The 16,530-nt window shown below is 71.1% G+C and carries 16 protein-coding genes; 13 read left to right on the forward strand and 3 right to left on the reverse strand.

Features of this window, described 5'->3' with window-relative positions:
- The first annotated feature begins 1 nt into the window (after position 1).
- Positions 2-160, forward strand: a complete 159-nt coding sequence (locus tag ACFY8O_RS31350) for a hypothetical protein (RefSeq protein WP_167526234.1) — start codon at positions 2-4, stop codon at positions 158-160.
- Between the two features lie 33 nt (positions 161-193).
- Here the strand turns inward: ACFY8O_RS31350 and ACFY8O_RS31355 are convergent, their stop codons facing one another.
- Complete coding sequence (locus tag ACFY8O_RS31355) at positions 194-1,396, reverse strand: threonine aldolase family protein (RefSeq protein ID WP_387908408.1); 1,203 nt, start codon at positions 1,394-1,396, stop codon at positions 194-196.
- A gap of 166 nt (positions 1,397-1,562) precedes the next feature.
- On the opposite strand from ACFY8O_RS31355, the gene ACFY8O_RS31360 reads away from it, so the two are divergent.
- From ACFY8O_RS31360 to ACFY8O_RS31405, 10 genes are all read left to right on the forward strand, one after another.
- The gene (locus ACFY8O_RS31360; protein ID WP_387908411.1) at positions 1,563-2,537 is read left to right on the forward strand and encodes a Rossmann-like and DUF2520 domain-containing protein; all 975 of its coding nucleotides are present in this window, start codon (positions 1,563-1,565) and stop codon (positions 2,535-2,537) included.
- Positions 2,534-3,547 carry a pantoate--beta-alanine ligase gene (gene panC, locus ACFY8O_RS31365; RefSeq protein WP_145809593.1) on the forward strand — a complete coding sequence of 338 codons (1,014 nt, stop codon included), beginning with the start codon at positions 2,534-2,536 and terminating at the stop codon, positions 3,545-3,547. Before ACFY8O_RS31360 ends, panC begins: the two co-directional genes overlap by 4 nt.
- Positions 3,544-5,328, forward strand: coding sequence for an L-aspartate oxidase (locus ACFY8O_RS31370; protein WP_387908416.1), 1,785 nt, complete (start codon positions 3,544-3,546; stop codon positions 5,326-5,328). Before panC ends, ACFY8O_RS31370 begins: the two co-directional genes overlap by 4 nt.
- A 2-nt stretch (positions 5,329-5,330) precedes the next feature.
- Positions 5,331-6,377, forward strand: coding sequence for a carboxylating nicotinate-nucleotide diphosphorylase (gene nadC, locus ACFY8O_RS31375; protein ID WP_387908418.1), 1,047 nt, complete (start codon positions 5,331-5,333; stop codon positions 6,375-6,377).
- Positions 6,377-7,174, forward strand: coding sequence for a type III pantothenate kinase (locus tag ACFY8O_RS31380; RefSeq protein ID WP_145809599.1), 798 nt, complete (start codon positions 6,377-6,379; stop codon positions 7,172-7,174). The genes nadC and ACFY8O_RS31380 overlap by 1 nt, the downstream gene beginning before the upstream one ends.
- Positions 7,175-7,314: 140 nt before the next feature.
- Entirely contained in the window at positions 7,315-7,911 is a 597-nt protein-coding gene (locus ACFY8O_RS31385; protein WP_387908488.1) for a hypothetical protein, read from the forward strand.
- A gap of 65 nt (positions 7,912-7,976) precedes the next feature.
- Positions 7,977-8,147 (forward strand): hypothetical protein, encoded by a 171-nt coding sequence (locus ACFY8O_RS31390; protein ID WP_167526235.1) that lies wholly within the window; start codon positions 7,977-7,979, stop codon positions 8,145-8,147.
- Positions 8,148-8,255: 108 nt separating this feature from the next.
- Positions 8,256-8,690 carry a BlaI/MecI/CopY family transcriptional regulator gene (locus tag ACFY8O_RS31395; RefSeq protein ID WP_145809602.1) on the forward strand — a complete coding sequence of 145 codons (435 nt, stop codon included), beginning with the start codon at positions 8,256-8,258 and terminating at the stop codon, positions 8,688-8,690.
- Between the two features lie 9 nt (positions 8,691-8,699).
- On the forward strand, positions 8,700-9,317 hold the full coding sequence (locus tag ACFY8O_RS31400) for an amino-acid N-acetyltransferase (protein ID WP_387908423.1): 618 nt from the start codon (positions 8,700-8,702) through the stop codon (positions 9,315-9,317).
- Positions 9,318-9,461: 144 nt separating this feature from the next.
- Positions 9,462-9,797: a histone-like nucleoid-structuring protein Lsr2 gene (locus ACFY8O_RS31405; protein WP_073750230.1), complete on the forward strand. Its 336-nt coding sequence runs from the start codon at positions 9,462-9,464 to the stop codon at positions 9,795-9,797.
- On the opposite strand, the gene ACFY8O_RS31410 is transcribed toward ACFY8O_RS31405, so the two are convergent.
- The gene (locus ACFY8O_RS31410) at positions 9,776-10,363 is read right to left on the reverse strand and encodes an SCO3374 family protein (protein WP_387908427.1); all 588 of its coding nucleotides are present in this window, start codon (positions 10,361-10,363) and stop codon (positions 9,776-9,778) included. The genes ACFY8O_RS31405 and ACFY8O_RS31410 overlap by 22 nt on opposite strands.
- Before the next feature lie 440 nt (positions 10,364-10,803).
- On the opposite strand from ACFY8O_RS31410, the gene ACFY8O_RS31415 reads away from it, so the two are divergent.
- Both ACFY8O_RS31415 and ACFY8O_RS31420 read left to right on the forward strand, forming a co-directional pair.
- Positions 10,804-13,329, forward strand: coding sequence for an ATP-dependent Clp protease ATP-binding subunit (locus ACFY8O_RS31415; RefSeq protein WP_387908430.1), 2,526 nt, complete (start codon positions 10,804-10,806; stop codon positions 13,327-13,329).
- Between the two features lie 1,796 nt (positions 13,330-15,125).
- Positions 15,126-15,839 carry a M23 family metallopeptidase gene (locus tag ACFY8O_RS31420; protein ID WP_387908433.1) on the forward strand — a complete coding sequence of 238 codons (714 nt, stop codon included), beginning with the start codon at positions 15,126-15,128 and terminating at the stop codon, positions 15,837-15,839.
- Positions 15,840-15,856: 17 nt separating this feature from the next.
- Here ACFY8O_RS31420 and ACFY8O_RS31425 read toward each other — a convergent pair whose 3' ends face one another.
- On the reverse strand, positions 15,857-16,447 hold the full coding sequence (locus ACFY8O_RS31425; protein WP_387908435.1) for a TetR/AcrR family transcriptional regulator: 591 nt from the start codon (positions 16,445-16,447) through the stop codon (positions 15,857-15,859).
- Positions 16,448-16,530: the final 83 nt, after the last annotated feature.

Raw genomic sequence — 16,530 nt, forward strand, 5'->3', positions numbered from 1 at the left:
CATGGACATCGTTCAGCAGCAGATGCTCGACAGCTTTCGGGCGGCTCGGCAGGGCGTGGCGCCGCCCCCGCTTCCCGGCACGCACGACCGGGAGGTCCTGCGCTCGATCCGCGCGCGGATCCGCGCCTGGACGGCTACCCACCGGCCGCCCCTGGCGTGACGCCGGGCGCGAGGGGGCTGGCAGCCCTTGGCCTCAGCTTCTCCGCCCGCTCTCTCCGCAGGCCCTGCGCCGGCCGCCCTCGCGCGGGCCCTGCACCAGCCGTGCCTCGAACTCCGCCACCGCTTCCCGGACGTCCTGCGCGGTCCACTCCAGCCCCGGCGCCGCGACCGTGACCTCGGTGTACGAGAGTCCGGGCGGCCCGGCGGGAGCCGCGAACCAGCGCCGGAAGAGGGTCACGCCCGTCTCCTCGGCCTGCCGCACCGACGCCTCGTCCAGGACGTCCGCGGCGTACGGCAGCCAGACCTGGAACTGGTGCGTGTGCGGGGGCTCGGGATGGATCCGGAACCACGGGACCGCGGAGCCGGTGAAGCCCTCCGCCAGGGCGCCGGCGACCACCTTCGCATGCGCGACGTACGACGGCAGCCTGGGCAGCTCCCGCTCCAGGCCCAGCAGGGCGGACAGGGCCGCCGGATACTGCTGGAAGACCTGGCCGCCGTACCGGTGGCGCCAGGTGCGGGCCTCCTCGACCAGGGATTCGGAGCCGGCGAGCACCGCTCCGGAGAGGCCGTCCAGTGACTTGTAGAACGACACGTACACGCTGTCGGCGAGCGCGGCGATCTCCGCGAGGCTCCGCCCGAGGTGCGGCGTGCACTCCCACAGCCGCGCCCCGTCCAGATGCACCACGGCGTCCCGCTCCCGGGCGGCTGCCACGGCCGCCTCCAGGTCCTCCCAGGAGGGCAGCACGAAGCCCGCGTCCCGCAGCGGAAGCTCCACCATGAGCGTGCCGAAGGGCTCGGCGAAGTCCCGGATCTCCTCGGCGGTGGCCTGCCGGGGAGCGCTCGTGGGATGCACCGTGCGCAGCCCGCTCACCGAGGCGAGGGCGCCCCGCTCGTGCACTTCGGGATGGGAGAGCGGATGCAGCGCCACGACCGGACTGCCCGTCCTCCCGGCCCAGCACCGCAGCGCCACCTGCTGGGCCATCGTCCCGGTCGGGAAGAAGGCCGCGGCCTCCGTCCCCAGCAGGTCCGCGGTGCGCCGCTCGACCTCGGCCACGACTCCGTCGCCGTACACGTCCGTCCACGCGTCCAGGTCGTGGACCGTGCCCGCGCCGGCGGCCAGTGCGGTCAGCCGTTCGGCCAGTGTCTGGTCGGCGGCGGCCCGCGCCAGCACCTTTCCGGATCGCTTCCACGCGGTCAGCCTGCGGTTCCGCTGCTTCTGCTCATCGGTGACTCCCATGGGACGATCATCACCCGGACCGCCGGCGCCGCCCACCGCGGGTTCCCTCGCCGCCAGAAGTTATCCACAGGGTGTGGACGGCCGTGAGGTGTACCGAAACGCTGGCGTAGCATGCAGAGAAATCGTCCGGTACCCGCCGCGGACTGGAACGGAAGGCCGTCGCCGCGTGAACGCATCAGTTTCGAAGGACCCCCTCGACGCGAGGGACCGCCCTGCCCGCCTCACCGTCGGAGTCGTGGGCGCGGGACGGGTCGGGCCCGCACTCGCCGCCTCGCTGCAACTCGCCGGACACCGCCCGGTCGCGGTGTCGGGCGTCTCCGACGCGTCGGTGCGCCGGGCCGCCGCACTGCTCCCCGACGTCCCCCTGGTGACCCCCGCCGAGGTGCTCGCCCGGGCCGAGCTCGTGCTGCTGACCGTGCCCGACGACGCACTGCCCGGCCTGGTCGAAGGCCTCGCCGAGACCGGCGCCGTGCGTCCCGGTCAACTGCTCGTGCACACCTCCGGACGGTACGGCGCGAAGGTGCTCGACCCGGCGCTCCGGGCCGGTGCCCTGCCGCTGGCGCTCCACCCGGCGATGACCTTCACCGGTACCTCCGTCGACGTCCAGCGGCTGGCCGGCTGCTCCTTCGGGGTCACCGCCCCGGAGGAGCTCAGGCTCGCCGCCGAGGCGCTCGTCATCGAGATGGGCGGCGAGCCCGAATGGATCGCCGAGGAGTCCCGGCCGCTCTACCACGCCGCGCTCGCGCTCGGCGCGAACCACCTGGTCACCCTCGTCGCGCAGTCCATGGAGCTGCTGGCCAAGGCCGGTGTGGGCGCCCCGGACCGGATGCTCGGCCCCCTCCTGGGCGCCGCGCTCGACAACGCCCTGCGCTCCGGCGACGCGGCCCTGACCGGCCCCGTCGCCCGTGGCGACGCCGGCACGGTGTCCGCGCACATCCGCGAGCTGCGGCTGCACGCTCCGCAGACGGTGGCCGGATATCTCGCCATGGCCCGCGCCACTGCCGACCGGGCGCTGGATCACGGGCTGCTCAAGGCGGAACTCGCGGAGGACCTCCTCGGCGTCCTCTCGGACAGCAATCCCATGAACGGGACGAACGGAACACACGGTCCTGACCAGCCCGGACCGGGGGAGAGCCGATGAACACCGCACCCGCCACCCTGCTGAGCACCGCCGCCGAGCTGGGCGCCCTCGGCCGGGCCCCCGGGGCACGCCGCGCCGTCGTCATGACGATGGGCGCGCTCCACGAGGGCCACGCCACCCTGATCCGCGCGGCGCGTGACGCCGCGGGGCCCGCCGGCCAGGTCGTGGTCACCGTCTTCGTCAACCCGCTCCAGTTCGGAGAGGCGGCCGACCTCGACCGCTACCCCCGCACCCTGGACGCCGACCTCGCCGTCGCCTCGGAGGCCGGGGCCGACGCGGTCTTCGCCCCGTCCGTCGACGAGGTCTACCCCGGCGGTGACCCGCAGGTCAGGATCGTCTCGGGCCCCATGGGCGAGCGGCTGGAGGGCGCCCACCGCCCGGGGCACTTCGACGGCATGCTCACCGTCGTCGCGAAGCTCCTCCACCTCACCCGGCCGGACGCGGCGTTCTTCGGGCAGAAGGACGCCCAGCAGCTGGCGCTGGTCCGCCGCATGGTGAGGGACCTCAACTTCGGCATGGACATCGTCGCCGTACCCACCGTCCGTGACCCGGACGGCCTCGCGCTCTCCAGCCGCAACCGCTTCCTCTCCGCCGAGGAGCGGCACACCGCGCTGGCCCTGCCCCGGGCCCTGTTCGCGGCCCGTGACCGGCTGGCCGCGCAGCAGGCGCTGCACGCCCGCGCCAGGACGGTCCCGGAGCGTCAGGGCCGGGCCGCGGCCCTCACCCGGCTCGGGGAGGCCAGGGCAGCGGCCGACACCCAGGCGGTGGCGCTGGCCAGGCCGACCGTGGCACCGGCCGCGGTGCGGGCCGCCGCACAGGCCGTGCTGGACGAGGCCGCCGAGGCCGCCGTGCCGCTCGTGCTGGACTACGTGGCGCTCGTGGACCCGGCCGACTTCACCGAGATCCCGGACGACCGCGTCACCGGCGAGGCACTCCTCGCCGTCGCCGCCCGGGTGGGCAGCACCCGGCTGATCGACAACATCCCGCTGACCCTCGGAGCCCTCACGTGACCGGAATACGGCTGACAGCCCCCGCCCCCGGCTGGGCCATCGAAGCGGACGTGGTCGTGGTCGGCTCCGGCGTGGCCGGCCTGACCACCGCGCTGCGCTGCGCCGCGGCCGGCCTCGCGACCGTCGTCGTCACCAAGGCGCGCCTCGACGACGGTTCCACCCGCTGGGCCCAGGGCGGCATCGCCGCGGCGCTCGGCGAGGGCGACACCCCGGAGCAACACCTCGACGACACCCTGGTCGCCGGGGCCGGACTGTGCGACGAGACCGCGGTGCGCGCGCTGGTGACGGAGGGCCCCGACGCGGTCCGCAGGCTGATCGACACCGGCGCCCACTTCGACACCACCGACACCGGTGCGATCGCCCTGACCCGTGAGGGCGGCCACCACCGCCGCCGGATCGCCCACGCGGGAGGCGACGCGACGGGCGCGGAGATCTCCCGCGCCCTGGTCGGCGCGGTGCGCTCGGCCGCCCTGCGCACCATCGAGAACGCCCTGGTCCTGGACCTGCTCACGGACGCCGAGGGCCGTACCGAAGGCGTCACCCTGCACGTCATGGGTGAGGGCCAGCACGACGGCGTCGGTGCCGTCCGCGCCCCTGCCGTGGTCCTGGCCACCGGCGGCATGGGCCAGGTCTTCTCCGCCACCACCAACCCGCCGGTCTCCACCGGCGACGGGGTGGCGCTCGCACTGCGGGCGGGCGCGGAGGTGTCCGACCTCGAATTCGTCCAGTTCCATCCGACCGTCCTGTTTCTGGGCGCCGACTCGGAAGGCCAGCAGCCGCTGGTGTCCGAGGCCGTACGGGGCGAGGGCGCCCATCTCGTCGACGCGTCCGGCACCCGCTTCATGCTCGGCACGCACGAGCTCGCCGAGCTGGCCCCCCGCGACATCGTCGCCAAGGCCATCACCCGCCAGATGCACCTCCAGGGCACCGAGCACATGTATCTCGACGCCCGTCACTTCGGCGCCGAGATGTGGGAGCAGCGCTTCCCGACGATCCTCGCCGCCTGCCGCGCCCACGGCATCGACCCCGTGACCGAGCCGATCCCGGTGGCCCCCGCCGCGCACTACGCCTCGGGCGGTGTGCGTACGGACCTCAGCGGGCGTACGACCGTGCCCGGCCTGTACGCCTGCGGCGAGGTCGCCTGCACGGGTGTGCACGGCGCGAACAGGCTCGCGTCCAACTCCCTCCTGGAGGGACTGGTCTTCGCCGAGCGCATCGCGGCGGACATCACCGGCTCCCCCGGGGCCGGGGGAGCCGGCGAGACCCCCCGGGCCGGGGCCGGGCGGGTGCAGGAGGCCGACGCCGTCGGCACGGCCACCGTCCCGCTGCTCACCGCCGAGTCCCGCACCACGATCCAGCGCATCATGACCCGAGGCGCCGGAGTCATCCGCTCCGCCGCCAGCCTGGCCACCGCCGCCGAGGAGCTGGAGGCGCTCCGCACGGCCGCCGCCGAGGAGGACGGCCCCAAGGACGCCGTGCCCGGGGTCGAGGCGTGGGAGGCCACCAACCTGCTCCTCGTCTCGCGGGTGCTGGTCGCCGCCGCCCGGGAGCGCGAGGAGACCCGTGGCTGCCACTGGCGCGAGGACTTCCCGGACCGCGACGACTCCGCCTGGCTCCGCCACCTCGTCGTGCGCGTCACCCCCGACCGGCAGCCCGTCGTCCGCACCACGGACGGTGCCGCGTTCCCGCCCGTACGCGCCGAGGACCCCGCGCACCCGGCGGACACCGCGCCGCCCACCAGCCTCCGCAACCAGCCCGCCGACGCCCCCGAGGAGCCGTAACCGTGAGCACGCCCGAAGAGAATCCGCGCCCCACGCCCGTGGACGTACCGCTGATCCACATCGGCGTCCCCGCCGAGTCCGCGAGCGGCTGCGGCGACGGCTGCGGCTGCGGTGACGGCTACGACCCCGACGGTCTGGAGTGCGGCCTCGACCCCGCGCTCGCCCAGCTGCTCTCCGACGCGGGGCTGGACCCGGTGCAGGTCGAGGACATCGCCCATGTCGCGATCGAGGAGGACCTCGACGGGGGCGAGGACGTCACCACCGTCGCCACCGTCCCGGTGGACGCCGTCGCCACCGGTGACTTCACCGCCCGTGAGGCGGGCGTCGTCGCAGGTCTGCGCGTCGCCGAGGCCGTCCTGTCGATCGTCTGCACGGAGGAGTTCGAGGTCGAGCGCCACGTCGAGGACGGCGACCGTGTCGTGCCCGGGCAGAAGCTGCTGACGGTCACCACCCGCACGCGTGACCTGCTCACCGGCGAGCGCAGTGCGCTCAACCTGCTCTGCCGGCTCTCCGGGATCGCCACCGCGACCCGCGCCTGGGCCGACGTGCTCGAAGGCTCCAAGGCCCGGGTCCGTGACACCCGCAAGACGACTCCGGGGCTGCGCGCCCTGGAGAAGTACGCGGTGCGCTGCGGCGGCGGCGTCAACCACCGGATGTCGCTCGTGGACGCCGCGCTGGTCAAGGACAACCACGTGATCGCCGCAGGGGGCGTCGCCGAGGCGTTCACGCGGGTCAGGAAGGCATACCCGGACCTCGCGATCGAGGTCGAGGTCGACACGCTGGAGCAGGTGCGCGAGGTGCTCGACGCGGGCGCCGACCTGATCCTGCTCGACAACTTCACCCCGTCCGCCACCGCGGAGGCGGTCGCCCTCGTCGGAGGCCGGGCGCTCCTGGAGTCCTCCGGCCGGCTCTCCCTCGACTCCGCCCGGGCCTATGCCGAGGCGGGGGTGGACTACCTGGCCGTCGGCGCGCTCACGCACTCCTCGCCGATCCTCGACATCGGCCTGGACTTCCGCGACGTCACGCCGACCGACGGGGCCGACGCCTGATGCTGCTCACCATCGACGTCGGCAACTCCCACACCGTCCTCGGGCTGTTCGACGGGGAGGAGATCGTCGAGCACTGGCGGATCTCCACCGACGCCCGACGCACGGCCGACGAGCTCGCCGTGCTGCTCCAGGGCCTGATGGGCATGCACCCCCTGCTCGGCATGGAACTCGGTGACGGCATCGAGGGCATCGCGATCTGCTCGACGGTCCCCGCCGTGCTGCACGAGCTCCGCGAGGTCACCCGGCGCTACTACGGCGACGTCCCGGCGGTGCTCGTGGAGCCGGGCGTCAAGACCGGCGTCCCCGTCCTGATGGACAACCCGAAGGAGGTCGGCGCGGACCGTATCGTCAACGCGGTCGCCGCCGTCGAGCTCTACGGAGGCCCGGCGATCGTCGTCGACCTCGGCACCGCCACCACCTTCGACGCCGTGTCGGCGCGTGGGGAGTACGCGGGTGGGGTCATCGCCCCCGGCATCGAGATCTCGGTGGAGGCCCTCGGCGCGAAGGGCGCCCAGCTGCGCAAGATCGAGCTCGCCAGGCCGCGCAGCGTGATCGGCAAGAACACCGTCGAGGCCATGCAGTCCGGCATCGTGTACGGCTTCGCCGGACAGATCGACGGTGTCGTGGAGCGGATGAAGAAGGAGCTGGCGGCCGACCCCGACGAGGTCACCGTCATCGCGACCGGAGGCCTTGCTCCGATGGTGTTGAAGGACTCCTCCGTCATCGACGAGCACGAACCCTGGCTGACGCTCATCGGGCTGCGCCTGGTGTACGAGCGCAACATCGCCCGGATGTAGCGCACGCCTGCGGCCACCTGCGGGAACGGTCCGGCGGTGCGGTGCCCGGCGCCGCGCCGCAAGGCGGCCAGTTAAGCGGATTTTGTCCATTTAGCACGTATTGTCGCGTCATGCCCACGCCCTACGGATCACGCGGCGGCATGGCGTTCAGCGCGGACGAGCTCCGGGTGCTCCGACGCGCTCTCGCCAACGCCCTCCACCCCACGCCCCTGCCGGAAGAGGATGTCCAGGACTGCCTGCGGCTCGCGGGCGCGGTGGACGAGGCGGTGAGCGAGGCCGGCCGGCTGCGCGCCTTCCTCCTCGCCGATCTCGCCCGCTACCGCGAAGCGCTCCCCGGCTCGCTCAGCGGCTACCTGGAACTCCTCCAGGACGCCCTCGCGGCGGGTTACGACCCCCGTCCCGACGATCTCGCGGCGCTCCGGGCCCTGCGCGGCGGACCGGTCGCCGCGGCCCTCCTGGAGCGCTGCCAGGTGCTCGCCGAGCGCTCGGTGCGGGCGCGGCTGGCCGGGCGCGCGGTTCCCGTCAGGGCACCCGCGCCGCGCAGCAGGCTACTGGCCCTCGTCGGCGGCACGGCGGCGGCCGAGGACCCCGAGCGGCCCCGGACCCCGGCGCGACCCGCCACCCCGTCCCGGCCGCCGTCCCCCGGCGAGCGGCCCATGCCGAAACCGTCCGAGGTCTTCCCGCCCCGCCGGCGGCCCGCACCGGCCACCCCGCCGGAGGAGCGCGCCGTCTGCTGAGCGGCGCCACGCCTGAAGGGGTGCCCGGCACCGACCGGAATGCCGGGCTCGCTACCCTGGACGGCATGGACTACGTATCCGCGCTCGTTCCCCCCGTGGTGATGGCCGTCTTCTTCATCGGCGTCGTCGTGACGATCATCAAAAGCCAGGGCGGCCCGAACAAGGCCAAGGAGGACGCCGCCGTGGACGCGGCGATCGCCCGTGCCGAGGCCGCCGAGCAGGCCCCGCGGGCCTAGGGCTTCCGGCCCGAGGAGTACGAAGGGCGCACGGCTCCGCTGGAGCCGTGCGCCCTTTCGTCGTCCCAGAAATATCCCATTCCAGACATCTAGCACTAAGGTGATGCTGTGCCTCGCCAATTGGGAGAGCTGGAAGACGCCGTGATGACACGGGTCTGGCAATGGAACCGACCGGTCACGGTGCGGGAAGTTCTCGAGGACCTTCAACAGGAACGGTCCATCGCGTACACGACCGTCATGACGGTAATGGACAATCTCCATCAGAAGGGCTGGGTGCGCCGCGAAGTCGACGGCCGGGCATATCGATATACGGCGGTCTCCACCCGCGCCGCATACTCGGCCGCACTGATGAACGAAGCCTGGTCGCAGAGCGACAACCCGGCTGCCGCACTGGTCGCCTTCTTCGGCATGATGTCCGCCGAGCAACGCGAGGCTCTCGGCGACGCGATGCGCGTCGTCGCACCCGCCTTCCCCGAACCCTCCGAGAGCGGCCCCGGCGACAGGACCGTAGCCGATGAAGCGCCACCGGAGAGCGGGCGATAGCGTCGGGGGATGTCCTCAGAGCAGCCGCAAACCGCGCACCGCGCCGCATCGCAAACCGGAGCTCATACCGGCCCGGAAACCGTGTCGGGCGCAGATCTTCATACCGGCCCGTCGGTAAATAAGCCGGCCATCACCGTCCGCCGTGCCAGGACGAGCGATGTGGCGGCCGTCCGTGGACTCCTTGACGGCTACGTCTCCCAAGGCATCCTGCTCGACAAAGCGACGGTGACGCTTTACGAGGACATCCAGGAGTTCTGGGTCGCCGAACGCGACGAGGACGCCCGTGTCGTCGGCTGCGGCGCACTGCACGTGATGTGGGAAGACCTCGCCGAAGTGCGTACTCTCGCCGTCGACCTCGGTATCAAGGGCGCCGGAGTCGGCCACCAGGTGCTGGACAAGCTCTTGCAGACCGCGCGCTGGCTGGGTGTGCGCCGGGTTTTCTGTCTCACCTTCGAAGTGGACTTCTTCGCCTCGCACGGCTTCACCGAGATCGGAGAGACGCCGGTCGACGGAGATGTCTACAGTGAGCTGCTGCGTTCCTATGACGAGGGTGTCGCCGAGTTCCTCGGTCTCGAACGAGTGAAGCCGAACACCTTGGGCAACAGCCGGATGCTTCTGCACCTGTGAACGGCGGAAGACGCCGGAACCCTATGTCCGAATCGCGCATGTTTCCCGTGTTCTTGCACTCCTGAACCTCTCCCAGGGGTTTGTGTTTTCCCGGGAAAAGCGGTTTCCTTTCCGCGTACTGCATTTTCGATGAAAGGAAATCCGGTGGCACAGAAGGTTCAGGTCCTTCTTGTTGACGACCTCGACGGTGGCGAGGCGGACGAGACGGTGACGTTCGCTCTGGACGGCAAGACCTACGAGATCGACCTCACGACGACCAACGCGGACAAGCTCCGTGGTCTTCTCGAGCCGTACACCAAGAGCGGCCGTCGCACCGGTGGCCGCGCCGCGACCGGCCGTGGCAAGGGCCGCGCCGTTACCGGTGGCAACAAGGACACTGCCGAGATCCGTCGGTGGGCGCGCGAGAACGGACACAATGTGAATGACCGTGGCCGTGTTCCGGCCGAGATCCGTGAGGCTTACGAGAAGGCCAACGGCTGACCTGTCGGCCGATGGGCCCGCAGGCGTGTCCGTGCGTGCGTGAGCCTGACCCGGTGGCATTCCGTTGCCGCCGCGTCGACGAGTCGTACGAGATCGGGAGCATCCCCACCCCTGCTCCCGAGGCCGCCGAGGGCCGGGAGCGACAGCTCCACCTCCTGGCGCGTCCCAGGGGGCCGCAGCCAGGACGCGGCCCCCGGCGAGCCCGCCGCTGCCCAGCCGGGCGGCAGCGGAGCCGTGATGTGCCCGCCGTGCCCGAGGGCGGTGAGGTCGAGGGAGATCCCGCCCCACTCCAGCCAGGCGAGCAGCCCGGGGATTTCGTCGGCGCTGCCCGCGGCCACCAGCAGCCGCATCCGACCACCTGCCAGTGCCACCGGGCCGGTGGGTCCGACACGGCGCAGTGCCGCGTGACCGGCCGCGGCCGGCACCTCCAGCACGTCGAAGCGCAGCCCCGTCAGCAGCCGCACCGGCGACGAGTCCGCCGTGGCCCAGTCCAGCTCGCGTGCGTACCACTGCGCGCAGCCGTCGGAATCCGGCGCCGAGCGGGGAGGCGGGACGAGGGAAGCCATGTCCGATGAACCGCCCAACCCGCCTCAGGGTTACGCACCGCGCATGATCGACTGCTCCCTGTGTCCGTCAAGAGGGAGTGCGGGAGCGTCCGGCGGCGCGAAGTTGTTCGCCCGTAGCGGAGGAAACGGGGGTGCGCCGCATGGACTGTCAGTGGGTGCGGGTAAGACATCCCTAGTGGGAAGGGGCGACACGCGGGCAAAAGCGTCTCACGTTCGCCATCGGCGTACTGGCGAAAGGGCTATCTGCCTGGCCTGCGGGAACATCGTCTCGCACCATCGGGTTGGAGCAGTTGTCGGCGTTCGGGGCGGGGGATCCGCCAGGTAGCAAGGCCGGGTGTCGGCAGTTGAAATGAGCGGTCCCCGCTTGCGGGACTAAGCTGCGGAAGGACAGGGAGGGGACCGACCCCTTACTGCCTGACCGCTCTGAGGAGCGATTAACGATGTTCGAGAGGTTCACCGACCGCGCGCGGCGGGTTGTCGTCCTGGCTCAGGAAGAAGCCCGGATGCTCAACCACAACTACATCGGCACCGAGCACATCCTCCTGGGCCTGATCCACGAGGGTGAGGGTGTCGCCGCTAAGGCCCTGGAGAGCCTCGGGATTTCGCTCGAGGCGGTCCGCCAGCAGGTGGAGGAGATCATCGGTCAGGGCCAGCAGGCCCCGTCCGGGCACATCCCCTTCACCCCCCGGGCCAAGAAGGTCCTGGAGCTGTCGCTCCGCGAGGCACTTCAGCTCGGCCACAACTACATCGGCACGGAGCACATCCTGCTCGGCCTCATCCGCGAGGGCGAGGGCGTCGCGGCCCAGGTCCTCGTGAAGCTGGGCGCCGACCTGAACCGGGTGCGGCAGCAGGTCATCCAGCTGCTCTCCGGGTACTCGGGAGGCAAGGAGGCTGCCACCGCAGGCGGCCCCTCGGAGGGCACGCCCTCCACGTCCCTGGTGCTCGACCAGTTCGGCCGGAATCTCACCCAGGCCGCTCGCGAATCCAAGCTCGACCCGGTCATCGGGCGCGAGAAGGAGATCGAGCGGGTCATGCAGGTGCTCTCCCGCCGTACCAAGAACAACCCGGTCCTCATCGGCGAGCCCGGCGTCGGCAAGACGGCGGTCGTCGAGGGACTGGCCCAGGCCATCGTCAAGGGCGAGGTGCCCGAGACCCTCAAGGACAAGCACCTCTACACCCTGGACCTCGGCGCCCTGGTGGCGGGTTCCCGCTACCGAGGTGACTTCGAGGAGCGCCTGAAGAAGGTCCTGAAGGAGATCCGCACCCGCGGCGACATCATCCTGTTCATCGACGAGCTCCACACCCTCGTGGGTGCGGGCGCCGCCGAGGGCGCGATCGACGCGGCGAGCATCCTCAAGCCCATGCTGGCGCGAGGCGAGCTCCAGACCATCGGTGCCACGACGCTCGACGAGTACCGCAAGCACCTGGAGAAGGACGCCGCGCTCGAGCGCCGCTTCCAGCCCATCCAGGTCGCGGAGCCGTCGCTGCCGCACACCATCGAGATCCTCAAGGGCCTGCGCGACCGTTACGAGGCCCACCACAGGGTCTCCATCACGGACGAGGCGCTGGTCCAGGCCGCCACCCTGGCCGACCGCTACATCTCGGACCGCTTCCTGCCGGACAAGGCGATCGACCTCATCGACGAGGCCGGTTCCCGGATGCGCATCCGCCGGATGACCGCGCCGCCGGACCTCCGTGAGTTCGACGAGAAGATCGCGGGCGTCCGCCGCGACAAGGAGTCGGCCATCGACTCCCAGGACTTCGAGAAGGCAGCTTCGCTCCGCGACAAGGAGAAGCAGCTGCTGGCGGCGAAGGCCAAGCGGGAGAAGGAGTGGAAGGCCGGCGACATGGACGTCGTCGCCGAGGTCGACGGCGAGCTCATCGCCGAGGTCCTGGCCACCGCCACCGGCATCCCGGTCTTCAAGCTGACCGAGGAGGAGTCCTCGCGTCTGCTGCGCATGGAGGACGAGCTCCACAAGCGCGTCATCGGGCAGAAGGACGCCATCAAGGCCCTCTCGCAGGCGATCCGCCGTACGCGAGCCGGCCTGAAGGACCCGAAGCGCCCGGGTGGCTCGTTCATCTTCGCCGGCCCGTCCGGTGTCGGTAAGACGGAGCTCTCCAAGACGCTCGCCGAATTCCTCTTCGGTGACGAGGACGCGCTGATCTCCCTCGACATGTCGGAGTTCAGCGAGAAGCACACGGTTTCCCGTCTCTTCGGTTCGCCCCCCGGTTACGTGGGCTACGAGGAGGGCGGCCAGCTCACGGAGAAGGTGCGCCGCAAGCCGTTCTCCGTCGTCCTCTTCGACGAGGTCGAGAAGGCCCACCCCGATATCTTCAATTCCCTGCTCCAGATTCTGGAGGACGGTCGTCTGACCGACTCCCAGGGCCGGGTCGTGGACTTCAAGAACACGGTCATCATCATGACGACCAACCTCGGGACCCGGGACATCTCGAAGGGCTTCAACCTGGGCTTCGCCGCCCAGGGCGACGTCAAGACGAACTACGAGCGGATGAAGGTCAAGGTCAACGAAGAGCTCAAGCAGCACTTCCGGCCCGAGTTCCTCAACCGTGTCGACGACACGGTCGTCTTCCACCAGCTGACCGAGGAAGACATCATCCAGATCGTCGACCTGATGGTCGCGAAGGTGGACGAGCGTCTCAAGGACCGCGACATGGGCATCGAGCTCAGTGCCGAGGCCAAGTCGCTGCTCGCGAAGAAGGGTTACGACCCCGTGATGGGCGCCCGGCCGCTGCGCCGGACGATCCAGCGCGAGATCGAGGACATCCTCTCGGAGAAGATCCTCTTCGGTGAGCTGCGCCCCGGTCACATCGTGGTCGTGGACACCGAGGGCGAAGGGGACGAGAAGAAGTTCTCGTTCCGTGGCGAGGAGAAGTCGGCACTGCCCGACGTCCCGCCGATCGAGCAGGCGGCGGGCGGCGGCCCGAACCTGACGAAGGAGGCGTAGGGCGCGTAGCGCCTGAGCGTCGAAGGGGCTGCCCCGGACCGGTTTCGGTCCGGGGCAGCCCCTTTTTGCCGTGAGTTCCCGCCGGGAGCGGATGAGTGGGCGAGGTGTGGAGCCGGTCGCCCGGTCCTCCCATCCGGCGGATCACCGCCCTCGGTGCGTGGGGGGAGGGTGCCCGGAGGGTGGAGTTCTGGGCGAACTGCCGCGAGGTCCCGCCTCAGGTCGGTTCAGCCGCTCCAGGTCCTCGCTCGCGGCCGGCCGCGCGGCCCTGTGCCGCGACGCGCCGAAGGACTGGATGGCCTCGTTCCGTATCGGTGGCAGTCGGAGCGCCTGGGAGCCATCGGTGCCCTCGGAGCGCTCGGAGCCCTCGGTGCCGAGCCAATCCGCCTCGACGGGCCGTCGACGAGGAGGAGCGCCCGGCCGGCGCAGGGACCGCAGGGGGACCGAAGGGGAACAGGCCTGAGGGTTCCACGCGTCCCTGGAGCGCCGAGGTGGGCGGTCGGCCCACCCGCCACAGGAGCGAGCGTGGCCGTGCCGGGTTCGGTGACGCTGTGGAGCGGCGCCCTGGGGCGGACGGCGAGCAGCGTGAGTCGACCCGGTGGGGCCCTGGGGCCCTGGGGGCGGGATGGAGAGGGACCGGGGGCTCCCAGGCCCGAGGGCGTGTACAGGTCGCACCGGGCGCCCTGACGCCCGGTCCAGTACGGGTGTCGTGACGCCCCAGCTCATCTCGTACCGCAGGGCCTCGGGGAAGCGGCCCCGGGCGCTTTCGTGGCGGAGCTGGGGGCCGTAGTGCTCGTGGCACCTGACGGGCGGTGCCGAGCAGTCCATCCCCCGCCCACACGAGGCCGCCGGAGAGCACCGAGGGCTCCTCGACCGGCCGGACGGAGGCGGGTCGAGGTCGCACGCCGGTCCCCGGCGCAGCCGTTCCACCATGGGCAGGGGGGTCGCGGGGTACCGCTCGGCCTCCGCGCGCTTCTCGGAGCCCTACCGCTGGATAAGGGGGGTGGCCCGTGCTCTCGCAGCCGTGGACGGCCTGCCAGGTGCTCACCAGGCCGAGCCGCCGGTCCCCGCCCTGCGGCTGAGCCGCCGGTCCCCGCCCCGATCATCGGCCCCCTCGGCCCGGAGCAGGGCCGCGTCGAGGGCGTGGTCGACCCGGACCCCGGACGCCGTGAGCTGAGCGCGAGGTCGGCGAAGGGGCACCGTCCTCCCCCTGGTGACGACGTGGGCGCAGGTCAGCACCACCTGGTCGATGAGCCGTGTGCGTGCTGCCCGTGGACCGGGCGGTGTCGGCGCCCGCCTCGACGCCCCAGGCCGTCCCTGGCCGCCCGCCTTGTTCTCCCTGCTGAGACCTTCGCAGGGTGCTGGGCAGGTGGCGGCCGGCGCAGTCAGGCCGCAGGACCGAAGGTCCCGAAACGGACAGGCTTCGGGCCCACCGGCGGTGACAAGGCGCACAGGCCTTTCGAGGCCTACTAGTCACCTTAGGAGAAGTGGTGGAGACCGGCGCAGGGACCTTCGGCCCTCCCCGTCCGAGGCTTTTGGCGTTTGGGGCGGTATGACCGTATTTCTGGCCTGTGTCCGGGAAAGATGCGCTTGGAGCTGGGGTTAAACCCGCTCTCCGGGAAATGTCCGGGAAGATCGTCCACTGCTTCCGGGTGGGTGTCGACGATGAATTCCCGCCCCCTCGACTACGGCTTTTGATCGTAGATGGGGGGTTTGAGTGTGGATGGGGGTGCGGGTTACCAAGGTGGAGCAAGCCCGGTCCGAGCACTGGGTCCAGTCACCCCGGAGGTTCTCCCCGCATGTCGAAGCGCGTTACGTTCCAGCACTCCCGCCGCCCGTCCATGTCCCGCGTCAGTGGCGCCGTCGTGGCCGCCGGCCTGGGTGCGTCGATGGTGTTCGGTGCGGGCGCGGCGTTCGCGTCCGGCACGTCGGACACCGCGGTCCTCACCGGTGCCACCACCGCCGGCTCGATCGCCCAGCAGGCGACCGCCCAGAGCAAGGCCGCCGAGAAGGCGAAGACCGACAAGGCCGAGAAGGCCGACGCCAAGAAGAAGGCGGCTGCCAAGAAGAAGGCCGCGGCGAAGAAGAAGGCCGCCTCCTGGAAGGCCCCGGTCCACAAGTACGTGCTGAGCGCCACCTACGGCACCGGCGGCGACCGCTGGAGCAACAAGCACTCCGGCCAGGACTTCGCGGTGCCGGTCGGCACCAAGGTCGAGGCCGCCCACACCGGTACGGTCGTCAAGGCCGGCCCCAACGGCGGTGGCGACGGTCCCGCGTACGGCAACGCCGTCGTGATCAAGCACGCCAACGGCACGTACTCGCAGTACGCCCACCTGTCGAAGATCCAGGTGAAGATCGGCGAGCACGTGAAGACGGGCGAGAAGATCGCCCTGTCCGGCAACACCGGAAACTCCAGCGGCCCGCACCTGCACTTCGAGATCCGGACCACCCCGAACTACGGCTCGGCGATCAACCCGGTCTCGTTCCTGAACTCCGTGCACGTCCACATCTGACGTGACCGGCGCCCGTCCTACGCGGCGCCTCCGGGGTCCTGTTCATGGGCCCTGGTCACCAGCTCGACGGCGACCTCGAGAGCAGCCCTGCGCTTCTCACCGGGGTCGCCTTCGGCGTCCTTGAGGGCGAAGACGCCCGCGTGCATGGCCATCAGGGCCGTGAAGCAGCGCACCTGGTCGGTGAGGGCGGCGTCGGGTTCCTTGATCAGGTCCACCAGGGCGATGACCCGGTGCTTGATGGTGTGCCCGATCTTCAGCTCGCGCACCGTCGCCTGGTTCTCCTGCACGAAGACGAAGAGCGGCGCGGCCGTCTCGAGCACCTCGCTGTAACGGACCAGGATCTCCTTCTTGGTCTCCAGGGTCCGCGGCTGCTGCCTGCCCCACTCCAGGAGCTCCTCGATCGGCCGGTTCATGTCGTCGAAGGTGCTGGTGAGGATGTCTTCCTTGGTCTTGAAGTGGTAGTACAGCGCCGCCTTGGTGACCCCGAGCCGTTCAGCGATCTCGCGGAGCGACGTCTTCTCGTACCCCTGCTCGGCGAAGAGGTCCAGGGCGACGTCCTGAATGCGCTGGCGGGTGTTGCCCCGGCGCGGCTGCGGCGTGCTGCCCATGTGACTCTCCCAAGAACTTACTTGACGCCCGGCTAGTTACGGGTCTACCTTCCCTCAGTGTAGTCAGCTAGCCGGGCGGCAAG

The sequence above is a fragment of the Streptomyces argenteolus genome (genome assembly GCF_042902585.1).
In the GTDB taxonomy this organism is placed as follows: domain Bacteria; phylum Actinomycetota; class Actinomycetes; order Streptomycetales; family Streptomycetaceae; genus Streptomyces; species Streptomyces argenteolus.

Excerpts from the sequence above, each read along its gene's own strand:
- ACFY8O_RS31350 (WP_167526234.1), top strand. The coding sequence starts at position 2 with ATGGACATCGTTCAGCAGCAGATGCTCGACAGCTTTCGGGCGGCTCGG.
- ACFY8O_RS31355 (WP_387908408.1), bottom strand. The coding sequence starts at position 1,396 with ATGGGAGTCACCGATGAGCAGAAGCAGCGGAACCGCAGGCTGACCGCG.
- panC (WP_145809593.1), top strand. The coding sequence starts at position 2,534 with ATGAACACCGCACCCGCCACCCTGCTGAGCACCGCCGCCGAGCTGGGC.
- ACFY8O_RS31380 (WP_145809599.1), top strand. The coding sequence starts at position 6,377 with ATGCTGCTCACCATCGACGTCGGCAACTCCCACACCGTCCTCGGGCTG.
- ACFY8O_RS31385 (WP_387908488.1), top strand. The coding sequence starts at position 7,315 with ATGGCGTTCAGCGCGGACGAGCTCCGGGTGCTCCGACGCGCTCTCGCC.
- ACFY8O_RS31390 (WP_167526235.1), top strand. The coding sequence starts at position 7,977 with ATGGACTACGTATCCGCGCTCGTTCCCCCCGTGGTGATGGCCGTCTTC.
- ACFY8O_RS31400 (WP_387908423.1), top strand. The coding sequence starts at position 8,700 with ATGTCCTCAGAGCAGCCGCAAACCGCGCACCGCGCCGCATCGCAAACC.
- ACFY8O_RS31410 (WP_387908427.1), bottom strand. The coding sequence starts at position 10,363 with ATGGCTTCCCTCGTCCCGCCTCCCCGCTCGGCGCCGGATTCCGACGGC.
- ACFY8O_RS31415 (WP_387908430.1), top strand. The coding sequence starts at position 10,804 with ATGTTCGAGAGGTTCACCGACCGCGCGCGGCGGGTTGTCGTCCTGGCT.
- ACFY8O_RS31420 (WP_387908433.1), top strand. The coding sequence starts at position 15,126 with ATGTCGAAGCGCGTTACGTTCCAGCACTCCCGCCGCCCGTCCATGTCC.
- ACFY8O_RS31425 (WP_387908435.1), bottom strand. The coding sequence starts at position 16,447 with ATGGGCAGCACGCCGCAGCCGCGCCGGGGCAACACCCGCCAGCGCATT.